General features: G+C 40.2%; 18 protein-coding genes. 7 read left to right on the forward strand and 11 right to left on the reverse strand.

Annotation, left to right across the window (positions count from 1 at the left end; translation table 11 throughout):
- Positions 1 to 48 precede the first annotated feature (48 nt).
- Positions 49 to 3021, reverse strand: coding sequence for a glycoside hydrolase family 3 N-terminal domain-containing protein (locus CA2015_RS12080; protein WP_048642149.1), 2973 nt, complete (start codon positions 3019 to 3021; stop codon positions 49 to 51).
- A gap of 251 nt (positions 3022 to 3272) precedes the next feature.
- Here CA2015_RS12080 and CA2015_RS12085 point away from each other — a divergent pair, with 251 nt between their 5' ends.
- Genes CA2015_RS12085 through CA2015_RS12100 form a run of 4 tightly spaced genes read left to right on the forward strand, consistent with a single transcriptional unit; the run spans position 3273 to position 7273 of the window.
- Positions 3273 to 3689 (forward strand): hypothetical protein, encoded by a 417-nt coding sequence (locus CA2015_RS12085; RefSeq protein ID WP_048642150.1) that lies wholly within the window; start codon positions 3273 to 3275, stop codon positions 3687 to 3689.
- Complete coding sequence (gene mutL / locus CA2015_RS12090) at positions 3682 to 5535, forward strand: DNA mismatch repair endonuclease MutL (protein WP_048642151.1); 1854 nt, start codon at positions 3682 to 3684, stop codon at positions 5533 to 5535. Before CA2015_RS12085 ends, mutL begins: the two co-directional genes overlap by 8 nt.
- Positions 5536 to 5551: 16 nt before the next feature.
- The gene (locus CA2015_RS12095; protein WP_048642152.1) at positions 5552 to 6343 is read left to right on the forward strand and encodes a rhomboid family intramembrane serine protease; all 792 of its coding nucleotides are present in this window, start codon (positions 5552 to 5554) and stop codon (positions 6341 to 6343) included.
- A gap of 6 nt (positions 6344 to 6349) precedes the next feature.
- Entirely contained in the window at positions 6350 to 7273 is a 924-nt protein-coding gene (locus tag CA2015_RS12100) for a rhomboid family intramembrane serine protease (protein ID WP_048642153.1), read from the forward strand.
- Between the two features lie 12 nt (positions 7274 to 7285).
- Here CA2015_RS12100 and CA2015_RS12105 read toward each other — a convergent pair whose 3' ends face one another.
- The 3 genes from CA2015_RS12105 to CA2015_RS12115 form a co-directional block, all read right to left on the reverse strand.
- A complete protein-coding gene (locus CA2015_RS12105) occupies positions 7286 to 7909 on the reverse strand; it encodes a TetR/AcrR family transcriptional regulator (protein ID WP_048642154.1) in 624 nt (207 codons plus the stop codon).
- 65 nt (positions 7910 to 7974) lie between these two features.
- Positions 7975 to 9024 carry a 23S rRNA (adenine(2503)-C(2))-methyltransferase RlmN gene (gene rlmN, locus CA2015_RS12110; protein WP_048642155.1) on the reverse strand — a complete coding sequence of 350 codons (1050 nt, stop codon included), beginning with the start codon at positions 9022 to 9024 and terminating at the stop codon, positions 7975 to 7977.
- A gap of 265 nt (positions 9025 to 9289) precedes the next feature.
- On the reverse strand, positions 9290 to 10726 hold the full coding sequence (locus CA2015_RS12115; RefSeq protein WP_048642156.1) for a sulfatase: 1437 nt from the start codon (positions 10724 to 10726) through the stop codon (positions 9290 to 9292).
- 251 nt (positions 10727 to 10977) lie between these two features.
- On the opposite strand from CA2015_RS12115, the gene clpB reads away from it, so the two are divergent.
- Complete coding sequence (clpB, locus tag CA2015_RS12120) at positions 10978 to 13593, forward strand: ATP-dependent chaperone ClpB (RefSeq protein ID WP_048644495.1); 2616 nt, start codon at positions 10978 to 10980, stop codon at positions 13591 to 13593.
- A gap of 311 nt (positions 13594 to 13904) precedes the next feature.
- Positions 13905 to 15485, forward strand: a complete 1581-nt coding sequence (locus CA2015_RS12125) for a ThuA domain-containing protein (RefSeq protein ID WP_048642157.1) — start codon at positions 13905 to 13907, stop codon at positions 15483 to 15485.
- 68 nt (positions 15486 to 15553) lie between these two features.
- Here the strand turns inward: CA2015_RS12125 and CA2015_RS12130 are convergent, their stop codons facing one another.
- The 7 genes from CA2015_RS12130 to CA2015_RS12160 all read right to left on the reverse strand — a co-directional run bounded on the left by CA2015_RS12130 (position 15554) and on the right by CA2015_RS12160 (position 23287).
- Positions 15554 to 17008 carry a sulfatase-like hydrolase/transferase gene (locus CA2015_RS12130; RefSeq protein WP_084011753.1) on the reverse strand — a complete coding sequence of 485 codons (1455 nt, stop codon included), beginning with the start codon at positions 17006 to 17008 and terminating at the stop codon, positions 15554 to 15556.
- 36 nt (positions 17009 to 17044) lie between these two features.
- A complete protein-coding gene (locus tag CA2015_RS12135; protein WP_048642158.1) occupies positions 17045 to 17527 on the reverse strand; it encodes a GNAT family N-acetyltransferase in 483 nt (160 codons plus the stop codon).
- 82 nt (positions 17528 to 17609) lie between these two features.
- The gene (locus CA2015_RS12140; protein WP_048642159.1) at positions 17610 to 18080 is read right to left on the reverse strand and encodes a nuclear transport factor 2 family protein; all 471 of its coding nucleotides are present in this window, start codon (positions 18078 to 18080) and stop codon (positions 17610 to 17612) included.
- Between the two features lie 113 nt (positions 18081 to 18193).
- Positions 18194 to 20767: a calcium-translocating P-type ATPase, PMCA-type gene (locus tag CA2015_RS12145; protein ID WP_048644497.1), complete on the reverse strand. Its 2574-nt coding sequence runs from the start codon at positions 20765 to 20767 to the stop codon at positions 18194 to 18196.
- A gap of 206 nt (positions 20768 to 20973) precedes the next feature.
- Positions 20974 to 21672, reverse strand: a complete 699-nt coding sequence (locus CA2015_RS12150; RefSeq protein ID WP_169786480.1) for a carbohydrate-binding family 9-like protein — start codon at positions 21670 to 21672, stop codon at positions 20974 to 20976.
- A gap of 170 nt (positions 21673 to 21842) precedes the next feature.
- Positions 21843 to 22352 (reverse strand): copper resistance protein NlpE, encoded by a 510-nt coding sequence (locus CA2015_RS12155; RefSeq protein WP_157470456.1) that lies wholly within the window; start codon positions 22350 to 22352, stop codon positions 21843 to 21845.
- A complete protein-coding gene (locus CA2015_RS12160) occupies positions 22334 to 23287 on the reverse strand; it encodes an NAD-dependent epimerase/dehydratase family protein (protein ID WP_048644498.1) in 954 nt (317 codons plus the stop codon). Before CA2015_RS12160 ends, CA2015_RS12155 begins: the two co-directional genes overlap by 19 nt.
- 143 nt (positions 23288 to 23430) lie before the next feature.
- On the opposite strand from CA2015_RS12160, the gene kbl reads away from it, so the two are divergent.
- A complete protein-coding gene (kbl, locus tag CA2015_RS12165) occupies positions 23431 to 24627 on the forward strand; it encodes a glycine C-acetyltransferase (RefSeq protein ID WP_048642162.1) in 1197 nt (398 codons plus the stop codon).
- Positions 24628 to 24629 lie beyond the last annotated feature (2 nt).

Genomic DNA, 24629 nt, shown 5'->3' on the forward strand with positions numbered 1-24629 from the left:
TGAGATTTTATTGTAAGTATCTTAAACACTACACAAGTACTGTTTTGTTCATTTATCTGCCAAAAGAAATCTATTTTCTATAGATTGATAGATGATGTCCTGAATGTCAGAACGAACATTGTCTCTTAAAAGTTGGTTATTTCCTGCATTTGGGTGAACCCGATTGGAAAGAAAAATATAAATTAACTGTTGTTCCGGATCTGCCCAAGCAGCAGTTCCTGTAAATCCTGTGTGTCCAAAAGTGCTTGGAGAGGCAAGATTACCTGTTGGTCCTTTGTCCTTTTTAGGATCGGGCTTGTCCCATCCCAAGCCTCTTCTGCTCTGAAAGGACTGCTTGCTGGTAAATTTTTCTATGGTGGCCTGATCTATAGGTTCCTCCAATCCGTATTTCCCATTTTGCAGCATCATCTGCATCATTTTAGCCAGATCATTGGCATTACCAAATAGACCGGCATGACCCGCTACTCCTCCATAAAGTGCGGCTCCGGGGTCATGTACATAGCCCTGAACCAGGGTTTTTCTGAACAAGTTGTCTAATTCTGTAGGTGCTATCTGATCAGACTTAAACCTTTTTAAGGGAAGATAGCCAAATTGGTACATGCCTAATGGAGCATAAAATTGCTGTTCCAAAAATTCATCCATAGGTTGGTTGACCAACTTTTCAATTAGCTTATGTAAAAGGTACATGCCTACATCTGAATACCTGTAGTTGTATTTTGTGCTTTTGGTACCGCTATACCTTAGGTTTGAAGCCACGGTCCATTTCCATACGCTATCTGGAAGGGACTTATTGCCATAAATCCCATTTGCTATTTCCAGAGGGTATTGCTCGCTTTTTTGATGACTGTAATACTCGGGCTTCCAATTACTTCCCTCTAAGGTGTTACTGAAATGGGGGATATAGGGTGTAAGCCCCGCTTCATGGGTCAGGATATTCCGTATTGTAATGTCTCCCTTATTGGTGCCTTCCAATTCAGGCAAGTGTATTTTTAGCTGGTCATCCAAGTTAATCATTTCTCTGCTGTTCAAGAACATGATCGCTTGTGTCGTAGCCATTACCTTTGTAAGCGAAGCCAGGTCGTAAAGTGTTTTGTCAGTTACAGCTTGTTGGTGGGTATAGTCGTAATGACCATAGGTCTTTTCGAACACTACCGAGCCATTTTTTGCAATAAGGATAGACCCTCCTGGTGTAGCCTTGCGAGCAATGGCATTCTCCATTAATCTATCAATTTTCATCAACTCTCTGCTGTCCATTCCCTGGGCCTCAGGGGTGGAATAAGCCAGTCTATGTAAGGTTTTTGTCTTTACCCCTTGACCACCTTCTTCCCAGGACGCTTGCAGGCTGATGGGGAGTTTTCCCGTGCCTTCCCTACCTCCAAAAATAACTTGCGGGGCTAATTGCTCAGTGAATTCATTTCTTTCATAGGCCATAACCAAATTGCCTAGGTCTTTAAACCTATTGGCGGAATATGCATTTCCAAAAACAACAGTGATGACATTATGGTTTTTTTGCAATCGATTGATAAAAGCTATTTCATCATTATTTAATCCAAAATTCCTTCGTGAATTATTGGTCATGCCCATTACTCCCACTACGATGGTACTGAATTCTTCCAGGTTTTTTTCCATTGCCTGGAAGTTGTTCTGATTGCTATTGGCCCTTAATGTAAAGTGTTTGAATTCGGCGTATTTGCTTAGGTATTTTTTGAATGTTTCCCCTTTATTTCCTAAAGTGAGGGAAGCCATTTTTTCAAGATCCAGGTGCTTTACAGGTATCAAATCATTTTCATTGTTCACCACAGTTAAGGAGGAGGCGTACAATTGTTCAATAAGTGCTTTAGTCCCAAAGTTGGAAATTCGCTCAACCAACTTATGGGTATCTACTTTTTGTTGCTTGTGAAGGCCTGCCCAGTATTTGGCATTCAGGATTTTTCTAACCCTTTGGTCGATTTCTTCCTGACTGATTCTTCCATCTGCTACAGCCTGTAAAATAAGTGTTTTGGATTTGGGTACATCTTCTGCGTACAATAAAACGTCATTGCCTGCAAGTAAAGCCATAAGTTCCACTTCACCCGGTTTGTATAGACTACTGACTCCTTTCATGTTAAGGGCATCAGTAAAAATTAGTCCCTTGAAGTTCATTTCTTCCTTGAGAAGCTGGGTGACTACCTTTGGAGACAGGGTGGTGGGGAGATTGGCTTCGCTTCCTAAGCTTGGAATATGCAGGTGGGCAACCATGATACTCATCAATCCTTCATCAATCATCTCTCTGTAGGGATACAAGTCCACATCCACTATTCTGGCCTTGCTGTTGTTGATGACGGGTGTGGTATAGTGAGAATCTGAATTGGTGTCACCGTGTCCGGGAAAATGTTTGGCATTAGCCAAGATGCCATTGTCCTGCATTCCGCGCATGTATGCAAGAGATTTGTTACTGACCAATTCTTTCCTTTCCCCAAAGGAGCGGTAACCTATCACTGGGTTGGCCGGGTTGGAGTTTACATCTACTACTGGGGCAAAATTAATGTGCATACCAATTTCTTTAAACTGCCTGGCAATTTCTTTCCCCATTTGATAGACCAGGGCGTCATTTTTGGCCGCCCCAAGGGTCATTTGTTTTGGGAAGTTTAGCACACTATCAAGGCGCATGCCTATACCCCATTCTGCATCCATTGCGATGAAGAGCGGGGTTTTGGAGATCTCCTGGTAATAGTTGGTTAGATTGGCTTGCCTTACAGGTCCTCCCTGAAAGAAAATTAGACCTCCAAGGTTCTCCTCTTCGATTAATTTTGAGATGTTATTGACATGTACCTGTCCTTTGTTTGAATAGGCGGCTACCATAAAAAGTTGTCCAAGTCTTTCTTCGAAGGTAAGGCTGTTGAAGACGCTGTCTACCCAATTGCTTTGAGCAATTGAATTTTCGCTAACCAAGGGATCCCTTGGTTCAGAGACATCGTGACCTGACACCAATCCTATCAAAAGAAGGCAACAGAAAAACATTGCGTAAACTTTTTGCCACATGGGGGTGTTAAAATTTTATTGGTAATAATTTAAGAATAACTTTGTGTAAATCACACGGCGTTTGATTCAAACTTACATAAAATCCCTACTTCTACCTATGTAAAAGTGATGAATAGAATAAATTTTATTCAAAACACAGTAAGGCAGTTGAGGGTTCAGTTGGTTTTGTTGGGGAATATTGTCACCAATGGGAAACCAAAAGACTTGTTTTTTGAATCTAAAAATTGTTAAGCAATTAAAAATCAGGCAAAATGAATTTTCCATCCATATTTAGAGTAAATCGGCCAAGTAGGTTTAACATCAACCCTAGACATTACGATCCCGTAAAGGAAGAGATAGCAAGCAGGACGGAAATGATCAAAAAGGATCTGGAAAGTAAGGGAGTGCTTACTCCCGAAGAGGAAGCGCTACTTGAGAGAAGGATGTCGGGAAAAGGATCTACCATCCGAGGAGCATTTACCAGCGGTAGCCCAATTAAAAAGCAACCGACCAAGATCATGGAGAAAACCGGCTTGGTCCGAATGATTATAGTTATATTATTAACTGGAGGCTTCGGTTCTTACATCTATTTTGGGCCAGTAGTAGGTTATTATTTTCTTTATTTAGCTGCCGCCGGAGCGCTTGTATTTGGCTTGTTTAAGCTAAAACCACGGAAGAAAGATGAATGATATGATTCAACTGTTGCCGGATGCTATAGCCAACCAGATAGCGGCTGGTGAGGTAGTACAAAGACCGGCCTCAGCTTTGAAGGAGCTTTTGGAAAATGCCATTGATGCGCAAGCTGAATCGATTCAGGTAGTGATCAAAGATGGGGGTAAATCGCTGATTCAGGTTATTGATGATGGGCTAGGAATGTCCGTTACTGATGCCAGGATGTGCTTTGAAAGACATGCTACATCTAAAATTAAACAGTCAGCCGACTTGTTCAATATCAGAACGCATGGGTTCAGGGGAGAAGCCATGGCTTCCATCGCAGCGGTATCTCAGGTGGAGCTAAAGACCAAACGAGAAGAGGATGAATTGGGAACCCTAATTCAAATAGAGAGCTCTACAGTCAAAAAGCAAGAACCTATTGTATACCAAAGAGGCACCTCTGTTTCGGTAAAGAATCTCTTTTGCAATGTCCCAGCAAGAAGAAATTTTCTTAAATCCAATGCGGTAGAAACCAAGCACCTGGTTGAAGAATTTCAGCGAGTGGCTTTGGCTTATCCAAAAGTGTCATTTTCGTTTTATCAAAACGACATGGAGCTTTTTAAATTAGCCGGGGGGAAATTAAGCAAAAGGATTGTAGGGATTTTTGGCAAACAATATAGAGATAAGCTGATCGTTTGTCAGGAAGAATCCCCTCATATTGATATTCATGGTTATATTGGAAAGCCTGAACAAGCAAAAAAATCAAGAGGAGACCAGTATTTCTTTGTCAATAATCGATACATAAAAAGCAATTACCTTGGGCATGCTGTTAGTACGGCTTTTGAATCCTTAATTGGACCTGATCATCATCCGTTTTATGTGCTTTTTCTAGAGATTGATCCCAAACATATCGATATAAATGTGCATCCTACAAAAACGGAAATTAAATTCGATGATGAACGAACCATATATGGTGTAGTAAGGGCTGCTGTAAAGCAGGCTTTAGGTGCTCATCATGTGGTTCCTACCATAGATTTCAGTTTGGATGTCAACTTCACTGACAATTGGAGTCAGGATACAGAAAAAAGAAAAGAGGTAGGGCTGGAGAACAATTACAGGACCTATAGAGGGCCAGGGATGGCCAATAAGGATGCCAAAGGTTGGGAGCAATTGTTTCATAAAGACCATGAGGAGCGGGCTATAAATTTTGATCCTGAAAAGGACAATATAGGTCAGCAAGAGCTTAAAACTTTTCCCAGTAAAGTAAATAGTAGGGATGAGACTCCCATTGGTGAGATTAACAAACCTTCTATTGGCACAGGGAATACCTTTCAGGTGGAACAGGCATATATTGTTACTCAAACATCTTCAGGATTGCTTATCTTTGACCAACAGGCAACGCACCAGCGAATTTTATATGAGCGGTATGCAAGTCAATTGGATCAATCGAAAGGAGCATCACAGCAGTGTCTTTTTCCTCAAAACATTAGACTAAGTCCTGCGGATTTCTCTTTGGTCATGGACCTAAAGGAGGAGCTCAATGACCTTGGTTTTCAATTGACGGAGTTTGGCCAACATGCTATTCTTATCAATGGTGTGCCTGCTGATATACATATTGCCAGTGAAAAAGTACTGTTTGAAGAATTGTTGGAGCAGTTCAAGCATTTTAAAAATGAACTTTCATTAACTAAAAAAGAAAACCTTGCCCGGTCTTTGGCAAAGAAAACCTCCATTAAAAGAGGTGATAAGCTGCAAAGCCAGGAAATGGAGAATCTTGCAGGTCAATTATTTGCCTGTCAAAACCCCAATTACAGCCCTGAAGGAAGCAAAACCTTTATCAAATTGGATTTAAATAAAATCGATCGCTTTTTTTATTCCTGAATTAAAACACGAACTTATGTTTAGAGCCCTTACACCCATTGTGAAAAACCTATTACTGATCACGGTGGGTATGCATGTAATAGCTTCTTTTTTCCTTCCGCAATTGAAAGGGCTTTTTGCCTTGTATTATATAGACAGTAGGAATTTCATGCCTTTTCAATTTGTCACCTACATGTTTATGCATGCAGACTTTTGGCATTTGTTGAGCAATATGTTTGGGCTATTTATATTTGGCCCCTTACTAGAGCAATTTCTAGGGCCTAAAAAAATCCTGATTTTATGGATGGTGTGTGGTGTAGGTTCAGGGGTGTTGTATTCCGGGTATGTGGCATACAATATGGGTCAATTAAACAATAGGATAGAAACATTTGCGGAAAATCCTGATCCTGAAGAGTTCAATCGCTTTGTCTCTGACAACAGTCATTACTTCAATGCCGGAATCTATGATTTTATAGATGAGTACAGTCGCGATGCTGACAATACTGAGTTACAAGAGAGGGCGAAAAGGAATATGCTTGGAATAAGAGATCTGAAAGCAAACATACCAATGGTGGGTGCTTCCGGTGCCTTGTTTGGTATTCTGATTGCATTTGGAATGCTCTTTCCCAATACCCAGCTGTTCTTGCTTTTCCCACCAATGCCCATAAGGGCAAAATACCTTGTCTTGTTCTATGGACTATACACAGTTTATAATATATTTGTATCTAATCCCACAGACAATGTAGCCCATTTTGCCCACTTATCAGGATTATTGATAGGGGCAGTTTTGGTGACTTATTGGAAAAGGGACAGACAAAATTTTTATTAAAAGAATATGTACGGAGGGTTTTGGTACCATATCAGACATGCATTTGACCATAAAAACAACGGTCTCTACAAGATAATTGCCATCAACTTATTGGCCTTTCTGGTATTGATGGTGCTTAGGGTATTTTTGACAATAGGTGGGGCAGAAGCCACTTATCGTTCAATCATCTCTGTTTTTATGATGCCAGCAGCTATTCCCCAGTTTTTAATGCAGCCCTGGACGATCATAAGCTATATGTTTTTGCATGAAGGCTTCTTGCATATAATATTCAATTTGCTGTTTCTTTATTGGTTCGGCTTGTTAGTGCAAGAGTACCTGGGAAGTAGAAAGTTGGTCAATTTGTATATCCTTGGCGGAATTGCCGGAGGATTACTTTATATGATCCTTTATAATATTGCCCCTTATTTCAATGATAGGGTGGATGGCGCTTTAATGCTTGGAGCAAGTGCCGGAGTATTCGCCATAGTGGTAGCCGCGGCCACTTTACGACCTGATACGCAGTTTCATCTGCTTTTGATAGGGCCGGTAAAAATCAAATACATCGCAATTTTCTACGTGCTTGTGGCCTTTGCCAATTCTGCCGGAGCGAATGCCGGTGGGGAATTGGCTCATTTGGGAGGAGCAGCAATGGGCTTTATTTATATTCTTCAACTGAATAAAGGGATAGATTTAGGTAAGCCTGTACAAGCAGTAGGGGTGTTTTTTGAAAAGTTGTTTTCACAAAAGCCTAAAGTAAAAGTGACTTACAGACGGGATGGGGAGGCTTCGAGGAAAAAAACCACTATGAGTTCTTCCACTAGTAGTTCTACAAGTAGAAGCACACAAGAAGAAATAGATCGGATTTTAGATAAAATTGCTGATAAGGGCTACGATAATCTTACCAAAGAAGAAAAACGCAAGTTGTTTGACTTTAGCAACAAAGACGCTTAATTCCAAGCACAATTAATTAAGCTTTTCATAGCCCAGAATTTTCTTATAATCAACCAATCCTTTTTCGGTAAGGTAGGGGAGGACTGCAGAAAATATAAGCTTATTGTAGTAGGGCAAGCGAATATCATCTGGACCAAAAACAATCTGATTATGGATTAGCCAATAATCGGACAACATAAACATTTGGTTGGCAAGGTTTTCAAAACTTCCCGGAAACTTTTCTTCGGCAAAAAAACCCTCTGTAGCTAATAACTTAAAGAGATGTATCAATTGCGTTTTTCTTAGCGCAATCATATCTAAGTATCGATCTTTGATGAGCTCCTGGTTTTTCATTATTTCCAGTAGATTAAAGAAATAGAATTGATACTGAATATGTAGATGGTAGATATTATCTAATAAGTGATATAACTTGTCAAGAGAGCAGGAAAATTTGTCAATTGATTTTGAAAAACCATCAGCCTCATTACACAATCGATAAAAAGCCTTTGTAAGCAGATCGTCCAGGTTATTAAATGCTGTAAAGAAATCTTCCTGAGATAAGCTAGCGCTTTCTAGAATCGATTCTAGCTCCAAATTATGGTAAGATTTTTCAGCTAATATTGGAAGAATTTTATCGATGATTTGGTTTGGATTCATAACAATACTTTACTTTGTATTTAAATTATTTAGAACACCCTCCAACCCTAAATAACGCAAAGCCGTTATAATTCGTTTTTATTCGCCAATTGACCACAAGCAGCATCAATATCCTGTCCCCGAGATTTTCTTACTTTAGCAACTATACCTGCTGATTCCAAAACAGAAAGGTAAAGCTCAATCTTATCTGGTGATGCTTGGCGAAATTCTCCTTCATCAATTGGGTTGTATTGGATAATATTGACTTTCGATGGCACATGCTTGCAGAATTTTGCCAAGGCACGTGCATGTTTTTCGTCATCATTGATCCCGTCCCAAATGACATATTCATAGGTGACTTTTCTTTTTGTTTTACTATACCAATATTTCAGAGCCAAAGCAAGATCCTCAACGGTATTGACTTGATTGATTGGCATTAGTCTTGTTCGCGTTTCGTCGATTGCTGAGTGCAAAGATAGGGCCAAATTGAATTTAACTTCATCATCAGCCAGTTTACGTATCATCTTGGCTATACCAACTGTAGATAATGTGATACGTTTTGGGGAAATTCCTAACCCTTCTGGGGAACAAATCTTATCAATGGCAGACAACACATTTTGGTAGTTAAGTAAAGGTTCGCCCATTCCCATAAATACAATATTGGTCAGGGGCCTATCGAAATACAAGCTGGCCTCTTCTTGAATAGCAACGACCTGATCATATATTTCATCAGGATTTAAGTTACGCATTCTTTTTAACCTCGCAGTAGCACAAAAGTTACAATCCAGGCTACAGCCAACCTGAGATGAAACACAAGCCGTAATTCTTTTTGAGGTAGGGATAAGCACAGACTCTACAATATTGTCATCGTATAACTTGACGGCATTTTTTATGGTGCCATCACTACTCCTTTGAAATTGATCTACTAGAATGTGGTTGATGGTGAAATTGGCTTTCAATATCTCTCTGGTAGATTTAGAGATATTGCTCATGTCATCAAAGTTTTTCAATGATTTGTTCCAAAGCCACTCGTAGACCTGTTTGGCTCGAAACTTTTTTTCACCTACAGAGAGAAAATAAGCTTCTAGTTCTGCGAGCTCTAATTTTCTAATGTCTTGTTTTTTTTCTGTCTGCATGATTTTTGATTTGATTCGAACGCGAATTTAACCCGGATTATGTAATAGGATTCGTGATGAGTGTTGCAATCGCAAGAAAATCAGGCTGTTTGGAGATTTTAGCATAGCACCGCTATGGTGAAATTGAAAACAGCAACGAAGTGGCTGATTTTATAGCGATTTCAGCACGTAATAGAATGTCTATTGCATATTTCGGGTTTAACAGCCTCTTAGCCATTAAAGGTTCAAAATTCCAATTGTTATTTTTAAGGTTCTAAATTTCGAGCTATTTTCTAGAAGGAAGTTTACCACCTGTTTTTTCTAATTCTTTCATTAGTTTACCCTCCAAAGCTACCACCTTTTCTGGCTGGCTATGCGATAGGTCTTGATTTTCCCCTGGGTCATTTTCAAGATCGAAGAGTTGGTTCTCACCACTTTCGTAGTCATGAATTAATTTCCACTTCCCTTTTCTTATAGCTGAGCCTGGCTTCCATGCGCTTCCATGGTATTGTGGGTAATGCCAAAAGAAGAGGTCTCTCTCAGGGGCCTTACCTCCTGTAAGGAATGAAGAAAGGTCTATCCCGTCATTGGATTCAAAATTGGATCCAGCAATACTGAGTAAGGTAGGGAAAAAATCCATGCTTGTGACAGGTAAATCTGTGACTTTACCTGGCGTTTTGATTCCAGGTCCTTTGATGATTAGAGGCACCCTTATTCCTCCCTCATAACACCATCCTTTTCCTGCCCTTAATGGTCCATTGGCTGTAGGCGCACCTTCTCCGTACAAGGTGGACAGGCCTCCATTGTCACTCGTAAGGATTACCCAGGTGTTTTCATCAAGTCCCTTTTCTTTTAGCTCTTTTAGTATTCTGCCCACATTTTCGTCCATTGCAGCCACCATAGAGGCGTAGGCTGCATTGTCTTGAATCAGTTTGGTTTGCCCATCACCTTCTTGCCTGTAGCTAGGCTGGCCTTCCGCTAAAGTTATTTTTGCTTTTTTATTAATAAAGTACTCATGCTTTTTTGGGGCCGCTTGTATGGGCGTGTGCACACTGTAAAATGAAAGATACAGCAAAAACGGCTTGTCAGAATTTTCCTGAATCAATTGCAAACTTTCATTTGTCAACCTGTCCGTTAGGTATTCGCCTTCAGGACCATCAGGAAGTTTTGGATTCCCATAAGGGGCGTAATAGCCATTGCTCAGGCCCTTTTTTAACTGAGGAGCTCCTACACGCCACCCACCGATGTTTTTATCAAAGCCCTGATGTTCTGGCCAGTATTTTTCTTCTTCGCCTAAATGCCACTTGCCAATGAAATAGGTCTGATATCCATTTTCTTTTAACTTTTCAGCTAGAGTCGTTTCTTCCAGAGCAAGTTCATCGCGAATGGGAGGGGTGACAATTGGGCGTTGGTCCTCAAACTTATCAAAGCCAGGGATCCAATCTGTGATACCTAGCCTGTTGGGATGCTTTCCGGTCATCAACGCCGCTCGGGTGGGGCTGCAGACAGGGTGGGCTGCGTAAGCCTGCGTAAATCGAATCCCTTCCGAAGCCATTCGGTCTAGGTTGGGCGTTTCATAAAAACTATCAGGGTAATTGGCTTTAACATCTGCCCATCCAAGATCATCAACAAGAATAAATACGAAGTTTGGTTTTTGCTCTTCCTTTTTCTGACAAGAGCTCGCTACCAAAGCTATGTAAAGAAGTATCAATATTTTTTTCATACGATTAATTGGTCAGGCCTTTAAAATGTAAAGGTAAATAATACAATGAAATTATAGCTAGAGATTTTAAAGAGGAACAAATCTTCACTAATAAATAAACACAATCTCTGTCAAAAAGGCCGTTTTTTTCTTTTTTTATGACCGAAATCGGACATAATTACAGTGTTTGGCTTAAAAAATCGTTTGGTTTCATATTTGATAAATGGATAATAAGCAATACAAAATATTCAAAAAATAATCAAAAGAGCGAAATGGATTTCAAGCAATTTACTATAAAATCACAAGAGGTGATTCAAAAGGCTTTGGAGCTTTGCACCTCTGAGCAACAACAGCTTATAGAGCCAGCTCATTTATTAAAAGGTATAATTCAGGAAGACGTCAATGTAAGGGAGTTTTTATTTAAGAAGTTGGAGGTTAATTCTGACCTGGTTCTTCAAAAACTGGATGAAATCATTGCCCAATACCCAAAAGTTAGTGGGCAACAGCCTTATTTATCCAATGCAACCAATGAGGCTATAACCAAGGCTAAGAATTACCTTAAAACTTTTGGTGATGAATTTGTGGCTGTAGAACATTTGTTATTAGGAGTTTTGGCCGGATCGGAGAAAGTAGCTCAGCTATTGAAGGATCAGGGGCTAAATGAAAAGAGGTTAATAGAAGTTATTAAGGAACTTAGAAAAGGAAATAAGGTGACTGATCAAAATGCAGAATCAAAGTACAGGTCATTAGAAAAATACTCTAAAAACCTAAATGAACTGGCCAAAAAAGGGAAAATTGACCCTGTAATCGGTAGGGATGAGGAGATCAGAAGGGTTTTACAGATTTTGGCCAGAAGGACAAAAAACAATCCGATTCTCTTAGGAGAACCAGGAGTTGGTAAAACGGCCATTGTGGAAGGGCTGGCCCAGCGTATAGTTAGTGGAGATGTACCTGAAAACCTTAAAAGCAAAATTCTTATCTCTTTAGATATGGGTTTGTTGGTGGCAGGAGCCAAATACAAAGGTGAATTTGAGGAAAGGCTTAAATCTGTTATCAAGGAAGTTACAGATTCAGACGGAGAAATTATTCTTTTCATAGATGAGATCCATACTTTGATAGGCGCCGGTGGAGGTGGAGAGGGAGCAATGGATGCTGCCAATTTGTTGAAGCCTGCCCTGGCTAGGGGTGAGTTACATGCAATAGGAGCCACTACCCTAAAAGAGTATCAGAAGTACATTGAAAAAGACAAAGCGCTTGAACGAAGGTTTCAGCAAGTAGTAGTGGATGAGCCGGATGTAGCTGATGCCATTTCTATTTTAAGAGGGATCAAGGACAAGTATGAATTGCACCATGGTGTAAGGATTAAAGATGATGCAGTGATTGCTGCTGTTGAGCTTTCTCAACGGTACATTACAGATAGATACCTGCCTGACAAAGCCATAGATTTGATGGATGAGGCAGGGGCGAAGTTGAGGATGGAGATTGATTCTCTGCCTCAGGAGCTGGATGAAATGAACAGGCGTATCATGCAATTGGAAATTGAGCGGGAGGCCATTCGTAGAGAGAAGAACAAGGATAAAGAAACAGTCCTTAGCAAGGAATTGGCAGATTTAACTGAGAAAAGACAGGAAATAAAAGGCAAATGGGAAAGTGAGAAGGCGGTTATCCAAGGCATCCAACGCGAAAAAGAAAACATTGACAAGTTCAAGATTGAAGCAGAACAGGCAGAAAGAGGTGGTGACTTTGGTAAGGTAGCTGAAATTCGCTACGGTAAGATTGTGGAAAGTGAGAAAAAACTGGAATCCTTTAAGCAGCAATTGAAAGAAATGCAAGAGGGCTCTCCTTTATTAAAAGAAGAAGTGGATGCGGAAGACATTGCAGCCGTAGTGAGTAAATGGACAGGAATTCCATTGTCTAAAATGATCCAAAGTGAAAGAGAAAAACTGCTTCACTTAGAAGAAGAACTTGGAAAACGTGTAGCTGGACAGACAGAGGCCATTGTGGCGCTGTCGGATGCGGTGAGAAGAAGCCGAGCTGGATTGCAGGATCCCAAAAGACCGATAGGTTCATTCATATTCCTGGGAACAACAGGGGTGGGTAAAACAGAGTTGGCCAAAGCCTTGGCAGAGTACTTGTTTAGTGATGAAAATGCCATGGTTAGGATTGATATGTCTGAATACCAGGAAAGGCATGCGGTCAGCAGGCTGGTAGGAGCACCTCCAGGATATGTAGGCTATGATGAAGGAGGGCAACTTACAGAAGCTGTCAGAAGAAGACCTTATTCAGTAGTGCTGCTTGATGAAATTGAAAAAGCACATCCTGATGTGTTCAATATTCTCTTGCAGGTATTGGACGATGGTAGGCTTACTGACAACAAAGGTCGAGTAGCTAACTTTAAAAATACCATCATCATTATGACCACCAATATCGGCTCTCATTTGATTCAGGAGCGATTTGAGACCATCAATGAATTCAACAAGGAAGTAGTGATGGAAACTACTAAGGAGGAGGTTTTCAATATGTTGAAAAAATCCATGCGACCTGAGTTCTTAAATCGTATAGATGAGACCATCATGTTTGAGCCACTAAATAAGGAGATTCTTCGAAAAATTGTGGACATACAATGGAGAGAGATTCAGGATCGTTTGTCTGAAGCCGGTATAGAGATTGGTGCAACTCAGGAAGTGTTGGATTATTTGGGAGAGGTAGGTTTTGATCCTCAATATGGTGCCAGACCATTGAAAAGAACAATGCAAAGGCTGGTACTTAACGAATTATCAAAACAAATCTTGAGTGGATATGTTAAGAATGATAGCGCAGTGTTGGTAGACCTTGATGCAGAGAATCAGATCTATTTCAAAAACATAGATAATGTAGAAGTAAGTTAATCCCTAATTAGGCAATGCCATTGCCAAAGTGTACAGGGAAGCGATTATATCGAGTAATAGTAGCGCGATAACTTCTTTCAACATTAAGTAATGGAATGGTTATTGTGTTAAGTTTTATAGAGTTTGGTTAATTGGGTTTATTAGTTGGACAGCCAACCCGTTTTCGGGTTGGCTGTTTTTTGTGTCCATTGAAAAATGGATAAACAGCTTGCCATGTGGTTGGTGTTTTATGCTTTTGAAACCGGGTTAAAAATTTATATATTAAGCATATAATATATTCTTAATCAAGTTTAGAACAATTAGCCCAATCAATGCATAAATTACTTTCCTTTCAACTGCTGTTTTTTATTTGTTTTTTCTCTGCACTGCAACTTGTAGAGGCTTCGGAATTAGCGCCATTGGCTAAATCAAAAAAAATAGTGCTGATAGCAGGTCCAAAAAGCCATGGACCCAAAGTTCATGAATACATTAAATCTGTAAGGCTGATTAAAACCATGTTGGACAATTCCAATGTGGAGGGCATAACTACGGAGATTCATTTTAATGGTTGGCCTGAAAATATTCAAAGTTTGGATGAAGCTGATCTTATACTTTTTGTTTCCGATGGTCGAGATGGACATTTGGGTTCTGAAGTTCCATTTATGACCGAAGAGCGAATGAAAATAATGCAAAAACAAATGGAAAGGGGCTGCGGATTGTCCCTGATTCATTTTTCAACTTTCGCATCAGATGAAAATGGTAAGAAGGTTTTGGAATGGGGAGGTGGCTATTTTGACTGGCAGGATGAACAAGGGGAGAGGAATTGGTATTCAGCAATAAAGACCATGGAGAGTAAGCTTGTGTTCCCTAATGCCAAACACCCCATTTTATCTGGCATCGAACCTTTCAAGCTGAAAGATGAATTTTATTACAATATTCGTTTTCAGGCTCATGACAATCGTTTAAAGCTTATAGCGGAAGTTCCGGAATTGGAAGGCGTGGAGGACAATGGCAATGCTGTAGCTTGGGCTGTAGAAAGGCAGGATGGGGGTAGAGGTTTTAGCACTACCATGGGACATTTTTATTCCAATTGGGAGAATGACAACTTTAGGAAAATGATCCTAAATGGGACTGTCTGGGCAGCAGGAGCAAAGATCCCTAGGGGAGGAGTTGAAGCAAAGTTTTATGAGGATGCTGAAGTGACCCAATTTTTGTATGAAAAGTCCCGAAAAGCCTTGCTGTTGACAGGAAATCATCATCCCGCACACCCATGGGAGAAAACTTCTCCACTTATTAAATCTGCCATCGAAGGTAATAGTGATTTCTATGTGGATATTTCCACAAACATTGATGACCTTTCCCAATATGATCTTGATGATTATGATGCTCTAATCCTAAACTATGCGAATTGGGAAGATCCCAGAGGATTGTCAGAAGCGTCTAAAAATTCATTTGTTAATTATTTGAATCAAGGAGGTGGATTAATGGTGTTGCATTTTGCGAATGGTGCTTTCCACTTCTCTTTACCAAAAGCGAGTGAATCGGATTGGGCAGAGTACAGGAAGATCGTTAGTAGGGTTTGGGATCACAATGCAGACAGTGGCCATGATTCTTATGGTGAATTCATGGTCAAAATCTCCAATAGTGAACATGCTATTACTTCAGGGATAGATGATTTTTCCACATTTGATGAATTGTATTTCAATCAAAAGGGTGATCAAACCATTGTCCCTTTGTTTACCGCCAAGTCTAAAGTCACAGGGAAGGAAGAACCATTGGGATGGGTATACCATTATGGGAAAGGTCGGGTTTTTCAGACCCTCTTAGGGCATGATGCCAAGTCATTTACTGCTCCAGCATTTCAGCAAATCTTAAGCAACGCGATTAATTGGGTTGGGAAGGAAGAAAAATAGCGACGGCTATAAGGAAGTTTTAAGACTTTGATTGTTGTAATTTAAGAGAATACTGAAATAGGCGAATTCTACTTTTTCCAAAGCTGACTTTCTTCGGTAACCTCTACATCCCATGCTTGAGAGGGGTTTGGCAGGTACTTGGGGTCATGGTCCTTTTCAGGAAAAGTAGCTATTACTTCATAAAGCTGCTTGAAGTTACTTTTTCGCTCTTCTGAGTTAAGGCTGTCGATCAGGTTATTGCTTTCCTCAGCATCCTGTAATAAATCGAAAAAAGCTTCGGGCTCTCTATTTGAATTGATATACAGTTTGTACTTTTTGTTTCTCAAGACCCGATCTCTGAATAGGTATTGATTTTCAACTCCGTTTTGAGTGAGCGCAGCGTTGTTTCCACCACCCATACCAAGTATCCATTCTCGCTTGGATTCATCTACGTTTTTAAGTAAAACATCCTTAAATGAGTAACCATCGATCTCATAGGTCTTCCCATTAATGGTTTGCTCCCTTTGAACTGCTTGGCCTGCTAAATCAAGAAAAGTCGGGTAAAAATCTGTGAAATCAATTAATGCATTAGAAATTCTATTTCCTTTGATCTTTCCAGGCCAACTGGCAATAAAGGGCGCGCTAATTCCTGGTTCAATTGTTTTTGCCTTTCCACCTTGTACCTTTAACCCATTTCTTTTTCCAGTGATGGCTCCAGTTGTCCCATTGTCAGTGGTCCACAAAACGATTGTATTGTCCCTGATTCCAGCATTTTCAAGTGCCTGAATTATTTCACCAGTTATTCGATCAGTGTATTTTACCATGGCTTTATGCTTTCCCAAATTGTCGGTGGCTGAGTCCGTCGGAGTATTTACAAAAGGTGTATGGGTGAGAACCATGGGGAAGTAAATAAACATGGGGCTCTTTTTATTATGGTCAATAAAGTCAATTATAAAATCTTTAAATACATCAGGGCCAAATGCTCCTTTGTGGGTTTTGCTTCCCTCTTTTGTAAAGATATAGGGGTCCTGGTATCGGTTAGCACTTGCCTTTATTCCTGATTCATAACCTGTCCACATACAAAATTCATCAAAACCATTCCTTAGCAATGCATCCGGTTCAACGCGAAAATCATCAATTTGCCATTTACCTGCGATACAAGTGGTGTATCCAGCTTCTTTCATGGCTATACCTATGGAGGGATTCATTGTTTCATCGAAGTGTGCACCACCACCCCAGCGTGGGACATCCCAATGGTTTACCCATCCATGTTTGAAGGGGTATTGGCCTGTTAATAAGGTGACCCTTGTAGGCGTACATTGTGGCATTGAATATACATTGTTGAAAGTGACTCCACTTTTAGCCAAGGCATCAATATTTGGTGTCGATATATCTTCTGCCCCGTAATGGCTAACCCATTCTTTACCTAGGTCGTCTACCATAATTAGAATGATATTGGGGGGTGTTTCCTTCGTCTCTGTTTGACTTTCTTGTTTACAGCTTGAAAGTAGGAGTAGGGAGAAGAAAAAAAGTGCAGTTTTCATTGGATAAATTTTATCATGGATTAAATGAAGCATGGCTTATCTTGGCTTTAATTCGTAAACATAACAAGCGGCGTCATTAAAAACCCTCTCTTCCACAAACTCAAACCCAATTTTTTCATAAAATTTATGGGCTTTGGTATTCGATTTTAAGGGGTCGATTAAAATGCCGTCTACCTCTTTTTGGCTGAAACATAGTTCTATCGCTAGTTTCATTATGGCCGTGCCATAGCCTTTATTCAGGTTTCTTTCTTCCCCAATCCAAATATCTATGGCTCTTTTGTTGGGGGCTATATCACCCCAATAATGGGTCTCTTCCTCGTAGGGGTCAATGATCTGTACAAAGCCTATTGGATCGCCATTCAATTCTGCCACCAATTGCTCGCGCCAAGCAGGTTTTCGTGCCAATTCTTTTTCCCAATCCCAGTCCTCATCAGGATCACAGTCAATTACATGCTGTTGCTTGTCCCAAAATTTAAGCAATTCGAGGTCTTTGATCGTGGCGGGTCTTAATTTTATCATTGTAGGAATTCTGGCATTTTATTGTCTCAGACTGATGGAAGACTCCTTAGGTAAGTGAGGTCATAGGATGTTCCTCCGGCAATCAAGTTTGCTTAGCAATAAATTGATTTAATTTTTTATTGGTGGTTTTCTGAATTTTACTTTTCATAAATGGTGTCCAACCAAGCAGGTACCCTACGGCTCCCATCGCTAGCCTTGTCCATTTCCATAAATTAAATGAATCGATATGTTCGATAATTTTATCGTCTTTAAATTTAAACTCTCCACTAACCTTATTGGTCACTTTTCTTTTTTTCTCTCCATAAACATACTCAGCCACCCAGTTCACCTTTCCTCTTTCATCAGAAACACGTCTGATGTCAAAACTAATTTTCGTGTCGGTCTTTTTATTGGAAAGTAACATCTCCCACATTTGGCAGGCTCGCTTTCCTTTTAAAGTGCCAAAGACAGGGTCTTGGAAAACGATGTTTTCGTGGTAGCATTCTACCATTCCTTTGCTATCCCCTTTAGAAAAGGAGGTGTAGAATTTCTTTAGTAATTCGTTATTGTCCATTCAATATTATTTGCTTGTTGCTCTCTTTTATTAGTAAAGAGAATGCCTTTCTTTAAGTCCAATTTATCAATTAGTTTTCTTTTAACCTAAGCGGATACTCTTTAGGGGTTTATTTAAGGGGATTGTTTTTTTAATCTTTTGATCCATTTTTCTGTTTCTACCGACCAAAATATTATGCTAGACAAGCCAAGGCATAGGGCTAATTCTGATAGAGTGAGGTTCTGTGTTCTGAACACACTTTGTAAAAAAGGCATGTAAATCACGGCCAACTGCAATCCCAGGGTTACCAATACAGCGAAGATCAATTGTTTGTTGCCGAAAATACCCATTGTGAAAAGGGATTTAATATCACTGCGAATGGCCAAAGCATGCCCCATCTGTGAAAGGCTAAGTACTGTAAATACCATTGTGGCCCATTTTGAGTTTTCATTATGAATGGCCCAGGCCTGTGTACCTAGACATACAAGGCCCATAAGTAGTCCCACCCATAATATGTGGGTGGCAATTCCTCCGGCAAAAATGCTTTCATTGTTTTTCCGTGGTGGTCGTTTCAGTATGTTTTCTTCTGCAGGTTCGGCAGCAAATGCCAGGGCAGGCAAGCCATCGGAAATTAAATTAACCCACAAAATTTGTATGGGAATAAGGGGGATGGGGAGTCCCAATAAAGGGGCTAAAAAGATGGTCCAAATTTCCCCGCTATTTCCCGTCAGGATGTACTTTACAAATTTGCGAATATTGTCAAATATCCTTCGACCTTCACGAACGGCAAGAATAATTGTAGCAAAATTGTCATCCAGTAGGATCATGTCGGCTGCTTCTTTCGATACATCAGTACCGGTAATACCCATTGCAACGCCTATATCGGCACGTTTCAAAGCAGGGGCATCATTTACCCCATCTCCAGTGACGGCTACAAAATGATTCTTATTTTGAAGGGCTTTGACAATGTTTAGCTTTTGCTCAGGAGATACCCGCGCAAACACTTTAATGGAATCAAGTTTGTCTTGAAATTCCTGATCCGTAAACTTTGCAAGTTGGGTGCCGGTGACGACCATGTCTGTTGCATCCTGTAAAATTCCAGTTTCTGTAGCTATGGCTTTTGCGGTTATGGGATGATCTCCTGTAAGCATGATTACAGTGATCCCCGCAGCATGACAATCGGTAATGGCTTGTATAGATTCGGCTCGAGGAGGGTCAATCATCGCAGCAAGTCCTATAAAACTCAACCCCTTTTCAAAGTTTTCAGCTGTGATTTGTTGGGGTAGCTCGGAGATTTCTTTGATGGCATAGGCCAGTACTCGCTTGCCTTCTTGTGCAAATTGTTCTGTTTTAGCGTTAATGACTTCGGTTTTGTTAGCTGGGCAAATGCTGAGAAGCCTTTCTACTGCACCTTTTGTAACGACCAGCCATTTCCCGTTAAAAGGATAGACTGTGGTCATTCTTTTCCGATCGGAATCAAAGGGCAACTCATAGGCGCGTTTAAAATCAGTGCGCCATTGTGGGTTATAGTTGTTATTTTTCCGGGTATAATCTACCAGGGCTGTTTCGGTGGGGTCACCTACTAGTTCATTGTTTTCATCTGTAGTAACATCATGATTAAGTTCCATCCCCAGCAGCATCAACTGTTCTGGTGAATAATCATCGATTGCTTTGGCTTCCGGTGAAACCCAACAATCGTTTACAGTCATTTTATTTTGGGTGATGGTACCTGTTTTATCAGTACAAATATAGCTTACGGTTCCTAATGTTTCAGCTGCAGGCAATTTCCTAATGAGGGCATTTTGACGAACCATGCGTTTTGCACCGAGGGCCAGCGCAATGGTTATAACAGCAGGTAAGGCTTCTGGAATAGCTGCTACAGCTACGGAAATGGCAGTCAATAGCATTTGTATAGGCTGTTCACCACGGAGCCATCCAGCAATAAATAAAGCAATACAAATCCCGATTACAGCAAAGGACAATTTCCTGGCAAAATCTGCCAACCTTTTCTGCAAGGGTGTTTTCACTTTGTCCTCTTGTAATAGTTGTGCTATGCGACCGATTTCCGTATTCATCCCTGTGGCCACTACAATTCCTTCCCCTCTGCCATTGGTGATGGTAGTGGATTTGTAGGCCATATTTAAGCGGTCGCCTAAAGGTACATTTTCAGAAGTTATCTTATCAGAGGATTTTGTTACTGCATGCGATTCCCCTGTGAGTGATGCTTCTTCAATTTTTAAAACATGGGTTTGTATTAGTCGAAGGTCTGCGGGCACCAACATACCAGCTTCAATTATTACTATATCCCCAGGGACCACTTCAGTTGCAGGAACCTGGACAATGGTGCCAGCTCTGCGCAATGTTGCATTGAGGGAGGACATTTTCTTTAAGGCCTCCATTGCTTTTTCCGCTCGGTATTCCTGTACAAAACCAATAATTGCATTCAGAAAAACAATGATTAAAATGACAATGGTGTCTTTGCTATCCCCTACGATGAAAGAAATTACTGCCGCTACCAGTAAAATAAGAATCATTACATCCTTAAACTGATGAAGGAATAAACGAAAGATAGAAATCTTCTTTTTTTGAACAAGCTCATTTGGTCCATATTGCGTTTTCCTCTTTTCGGCTTCTGTACTATCCAAACCTTGTTTACTTGTGTTAAGCTCCTGATAGATTTTTGAGGTGGATTGACCGTGATAATTCATCTTTATTTGAATTAGTAAGGATGCAGGTACTGATAGGGCTTCCATTGGGAAATAGAAGGACTATCGCCTATTTTGGGCTTGAGCAAATATTAGTTACTTCACTTTAAATGGTCAATATAATTTAAATTGCTGACCGTTGCAATGGTTTGAAAGGCTGATTTTTATTTCATTTCTCAAACTGTATTCCCTATTTTTTCTAAATGCCGTTACTTGATTGGCGCTTCAAATTTAGTCTGTGCAAATGCAGATGGAATATGAAAGTCAGGTGTTGGGTTTTGGGGTTTTATCCAGGAATACCAGCTAATATCTTTGCTCTGTGGCTTTTTAAAATCTGCTCTGAAAACACCTAGATAAAAGGGGGTAGAAATCCCCAATTCATTTAGTTCAGCTAAAGGAATCCTACCTTCCACACTGTAGCCCTTGTCGGTGATTTCTGTTGCCACGTTTATATTTTTAAAATCCCAAGATTCATTAAATTCACGGTAATGTTCGGCTGAATAATCAAGAACATTACCATTGGGATCCATTTCGATACAGTAATACTTTGCTAAGGTGCTGTCACTTGAAAAAAACAATTCAACCCGATCACCAGCTGCCACAGACAGTTCTCTCTCGAAAGGTATCGTTACTAGGGTTTGGTCCCAAACTTGGAAGCTGAAATTGAAATAATTGCTGGAAACAAAAGCCTTCAACAGTGTTTTATCAGTAGCATCATTTTCCCAAGGAGCGATCAATTTCTCAATTATGGCAGCTTGACTCCACTCTTCGGAATCAATTACACCATCAACCTGTATATCTTTTTCAGAATAAGGAATGGTAAGCTTTGAGGGCGGTGATTCTCCACAAGAAGCCAATAGTAATATTACTGTGAAGGATAGGATAAACTGATTAAATATATTATTCATTTTAAAGGGCTTCTTCATATTTCCTAATGATTTTTCTCTCGTAGCCAGCACCTTACTAAATTGTTGGGTTAACGGCTTGACCTCATGGTTTGCAGGTAATTTTTATCTTAAATGATCGTAGAATTTAAAGCAATAAGCTAAAGCCAAATCAAGGTAGTAGAGGTTTTAATTTATGGACTAACCAATTCCAGAGAATAATTAAGTTTGGAGGAGATGATTTCTTCTTCCTGATCCAAAAGGGTTAATTTTCCAGTTTTGTCTTGCATAAAGCTTTTTATCGGAGATGAGCTGTCATCCAAAAGCCGGATGGCCATTGCACCAGGATTGTCTTTAAGGCCATAAATCACCTCATAAATTCCAGAAGTGGTGTACTTACGGTCACCGTCTTTGGTTTCAAGGTAAGTTTCTGTCAGTTCGTAAGTGCGTTCCAGTTTTTCCGGGCTATTCTCAAGCTTCAATTCTGTTTTAATCCCTGAGCAATCTGCACAAGGGAGAACACCGGCATAATTCATCCAGGTAGATTCTGTATTGTCAAGAACAATTTCTTTCTCAAGGGAAGGGGAAGATTCTGATCCCTCATCGTATTTCTTTTCTTCAGAAGGGCTATCACAAGCAAATACTAATAGTGCAAGTAGCATTATGGTTAGTCTTTTCATAGCGTCTAATTTTTGTCTAGCCATTCGGGTAGGTTTTTTAGGATGTCTTCGGTCATTTGGGCCAGGTCATATTCCGGAAGCCAATTCCAGTCTTGCTGTGCTCTTTGATCATCGATTGATTGAGGCCAGTTTGCTGCAATTTCCTGTCTGTAATCGGGAGCGTAATTTATTTTAAAATTTGGATAATATTTTTTCAATTCCAAAAATATTTCTTCAGGGGTAAAGTCCATGGCTGCCAGGTTGTAACTGGACCTTACTTTGATGTTTTCCTTTGGTGCTTGCATTAGCTTTAAGGTAGCATTAATGGCATCTGGCATGTACATCATAGGTAGGCGGGTGTCTTTTTCTAGAAAAGATTCAAAAGGTAGCCCTTTCATTGCCTTATAAAAAATATCTACCGCATAGTCAGTGGTGCCTCCTCCTGGTTTTGATTTGTACCCAATTAGCCCAGGGAATCTAATACTTCTTACGTCTACATTGTGGTGTTGGAAATAATAATCACACCAGCTTTCACCAGCCATCTTAGAAATGCCATAGACGGTATTTGGGCTTTGCACGGCATTTTGGGAGGTAAGTAGTTTAGGGCTTTCTTTGCCAAATACAGCGATGGATGAGGGCCAAAATATTTTGTCTAATTTTAGTTCTTTTCCTAACTCAAGTAAGATCAATAAACTGTCCATGTTCAGCTTCCATGCTAAAAGTGGATTTCGTTCGGCTGTGGCTGATAAGATTGCAGCAAGGTGATAAACCTGGGTGACATTTTCTTTGATGATGATGTCTTTAAAACTCACCTGATCCATTACGTCTAGTTTTGCAAATTGGCAATAAGGGAATTTTGCCGCAGCTTCTTGATTAAGGTCAGAAGCAATAATTGCATCAGGTCCATATACCTCACATAACATTTGTGTTAGTTCTGTCCCTAACTGTCCAGCAGATCCGGTTACGAGTATTTTATCCATTGGCTTTATTTTGATTATGTCTAATTCAATTGCCAATTTCAGAATTTTATTACAATTATGTGTCATTAATCTTTAAAAATCGTAAGTTTAGTGTTTATTCAAAATGGTGGTTTGTTTCCATTATTTAATTAATCTACAGGCTTATGTTTGGCACATTAAAAGAAAAACTTGAGAAAGAGTTAGCTGATCTGAAAACAGATGGGCTCTACAAAAATGAGCGGATAATAACCTCCCCTCAGGGGGCAAAAATCACCCTAAAGGGTGGAAGTGAGGTTTTGAATTTTTGTGCAAATAATTACCTTGGACTTTCTAGTCATCCGCAAGTAATAAAAGCAGCTAAAGAAGCCATTGATAGCCATGGGTATGGGATGTCTTCTGTCAGGTTTATTTGTGGAACACAGGATATTCACAAAACGCTGGAAGACAAGATTACAAAATTTTTAGGCACTGAAGATACCATCCTTTATGCAGCGGCTTTTGATGCCAATGGAGGTGTGTTTGAGCCAATTCTTGGTCCAGAAGACGCAATCATCTCCGATGCTTTGAACCATGCTTCTATCATAGATGGAGTAAGGTTATGTAAAGCCATGCGTTTCAGGTACAAGCACAATGACATGCAAGATTTGGAAGAGCAACTTAAAGCGGCTGATTCAAAAGGTGCCAAGCAAAAGTTGATTGTCACCGATGGTGCCTTTTCTATGGATGGGACAATTGCTCAAATGGATAAAATTGTGGCTCTTGCAACAAAATACAATGCCTTGGTGATGAGCGATGAATGTCATTCTACAGGGTTTATTGGTAAATCAGGTAGAGGTGTGCATGAACTGAAAGGCGTAATGGGAAAGGTAGATATTATTACCGGGACCTTGGGCAAAGCTTTAGGGGGCGCTTCGGGAGGCTTTACCTCTGGTCGGAAAGAAATCATCGAAATGCTACGTCAGAAGTCCAGGCCTTATTTGTTTTCCAACACACTGGCTCCATCCATTACGGGAGCTTCCATTGCTATTTTTGATTTGTTATCAGAAACTACCGCACTTAGGGATAAACTGGAGGAGAACACCTTGTATTTTAGGTCGGGAATTCAGAAAGCTGGTTTTGCAATCAAGGAAGGCACACACCCAATCGTGCCAATCATGCTTTATGATGCTCCACTGGCGCAAAAAATGGCAGATCAATTGCTAGAAAAAGGTATTTATGTCATTGGTTTTTACTATCCGGTAGTACCAAAAGGACAAGCGAGAATCAGGGTACAACTATCTGCTGCTCATGAGAAAGCAGACCTGGATAGAGCTATCGAGGCATTTAAGGGAGTAGGCAAAAATCTTGGGGTAATTGACTGAGA

Origin of the sequence: Cyclobacterium amurskyense (assembly GCF_001050135.1) — a bacterium.
Classification (GTDB): Bacteria; Bacteroidota; Bacteroidia; order Cytophagales; family Cyclobacteriaceae; genus Cyclobacterium; species Cyclobacterium amurskyense.

Excerpts from the sequence above, each read along its gene's own strand:
- mutL (WP_048642151.1), top strand. The coding sequence starts at position 3,682 with ATGAATGATATGATTCAACTGTTGCCGGATGCTATAGCCAACCAGATA.
- CA2015_RS12155 (WP_157470456.1), bottom strand. The coding sequence starts at position 22,352 with ATGGCTAGACAAAAATTAGACGCTATGAAAAGACTAACCATAATGCTA.
- CA2015_RS12135 (WP_048642158.1), bottom strand. The coding sequence starts at position 17,527 with ATGATAAAATTAAGACCCGCCACGATCAAAGACCTCGAATTGCTTAAA.
- CA2015_RS12095 (WP_048642152.1), top strand. The coding sequence starts at position 5,552 with ATGTTTAGAGCCCTTACACCCATTGTGAAAAACCTATTACTGATCACG.
- CA2015_RS12150 (WP_169786480.1), bottom strand. The coding sequence starts at position 21,672 with ATGAATAATATATTTAATCAGTTTATCCTATCCTTCACAGTAATATTA.
- CA2015_RS12080 (WP_048642149.1), bottom strand. The coding sequence starts at position 3,021 with ATGTGGCAAAAAGTTTACGCAATGTTTTTCTGTTGCCTTCTTTTGATA.
- CA2015_RS12115 (WP_048642156.1), bottom strand. The coding sequence starts at position 10,726 with ATGAAAAAAATATTGATACTTCTTTACATAGCTTTGGTAGCGAGCTCT.
- CA2015_RS12130 (WP_084011753.1), bottom strand. The coding sequence starts at position 17,008 with ATGAAAACTGCACTTTTTTTCTTCTCCCTACTCCTACTTTCAAGCTGT.
- CA2015_RS12105 (WP_048642154.1), bottom strand. The coding sequence starts at position 7,909 with ATGAATCCAAACCAAATCATCGATAAAATTCTTCCAATATTAGCTGAA.
- CA2015_RS12085 (WP_048642150.1), top strand. The coding sequence starts at position 3,273 with ATGAATTTTCCATCCATATTTAGAGTAAATCGGCCAAGTAGGTTTAAC.
- rlmN (WP_048642155.1), bottom strand. The coding sequence starts at position 9,024 with ATGCAGACAGAAAAAAAACAAGACATTAGAAAATTAGAGCTCGCAGAA.
- kbl (WP_048642162.1), top strand. The coding sequence starts at position 23,431 with ATGTTTGGCACATTAAAAGAAAAACTTGAGAAAGAGTTAGCTGATCTG.
- CA2015_RS12160 (WP_048644498.1), bottom strand. The coding sequence starts at position 23,287 with ATGGATAAAATACTCGTAACCGGATCTGCTGGACAGTTAGGGACAGAA.
- CA2015_RS12125 (WP_048642157.1), top strand. The coding sequence starts at position 13,905 with ATGCATAAATTACTTTCCTTTCAACTGCTGTTTTTTATTTGTTTTTTC.
- CA2015_RS12100 (WP_048642153.1), top strand. The coding sequence starts at position 6,350 with ATGTACGGAGGGTTTTGGTACCATATCAGACATGCATTTGACCATAAA.
- clpB (WP_048644495.1), top strand. The coding sequence starts at position 10,978 with ATGGATTTCAAGCAATTTACTATAAAATCACAAGAGGTGATTCAAAAG.
- CA2015_RS12145 (WP_048644497.1), bottom strand. The coding sequence starts at position 20,767 with ATGAATTATCACGGTCAATCCACCTCAAAAATCTATCAGGAGCTTAAC.
- CA2015_RS12140 (WP_048642159.1), bottom strand. The coding sequence starts at position 18,080 with ATGGACAATAACGAATTACTAAAGAAATTCTACACCTCCTTTTCTAAA.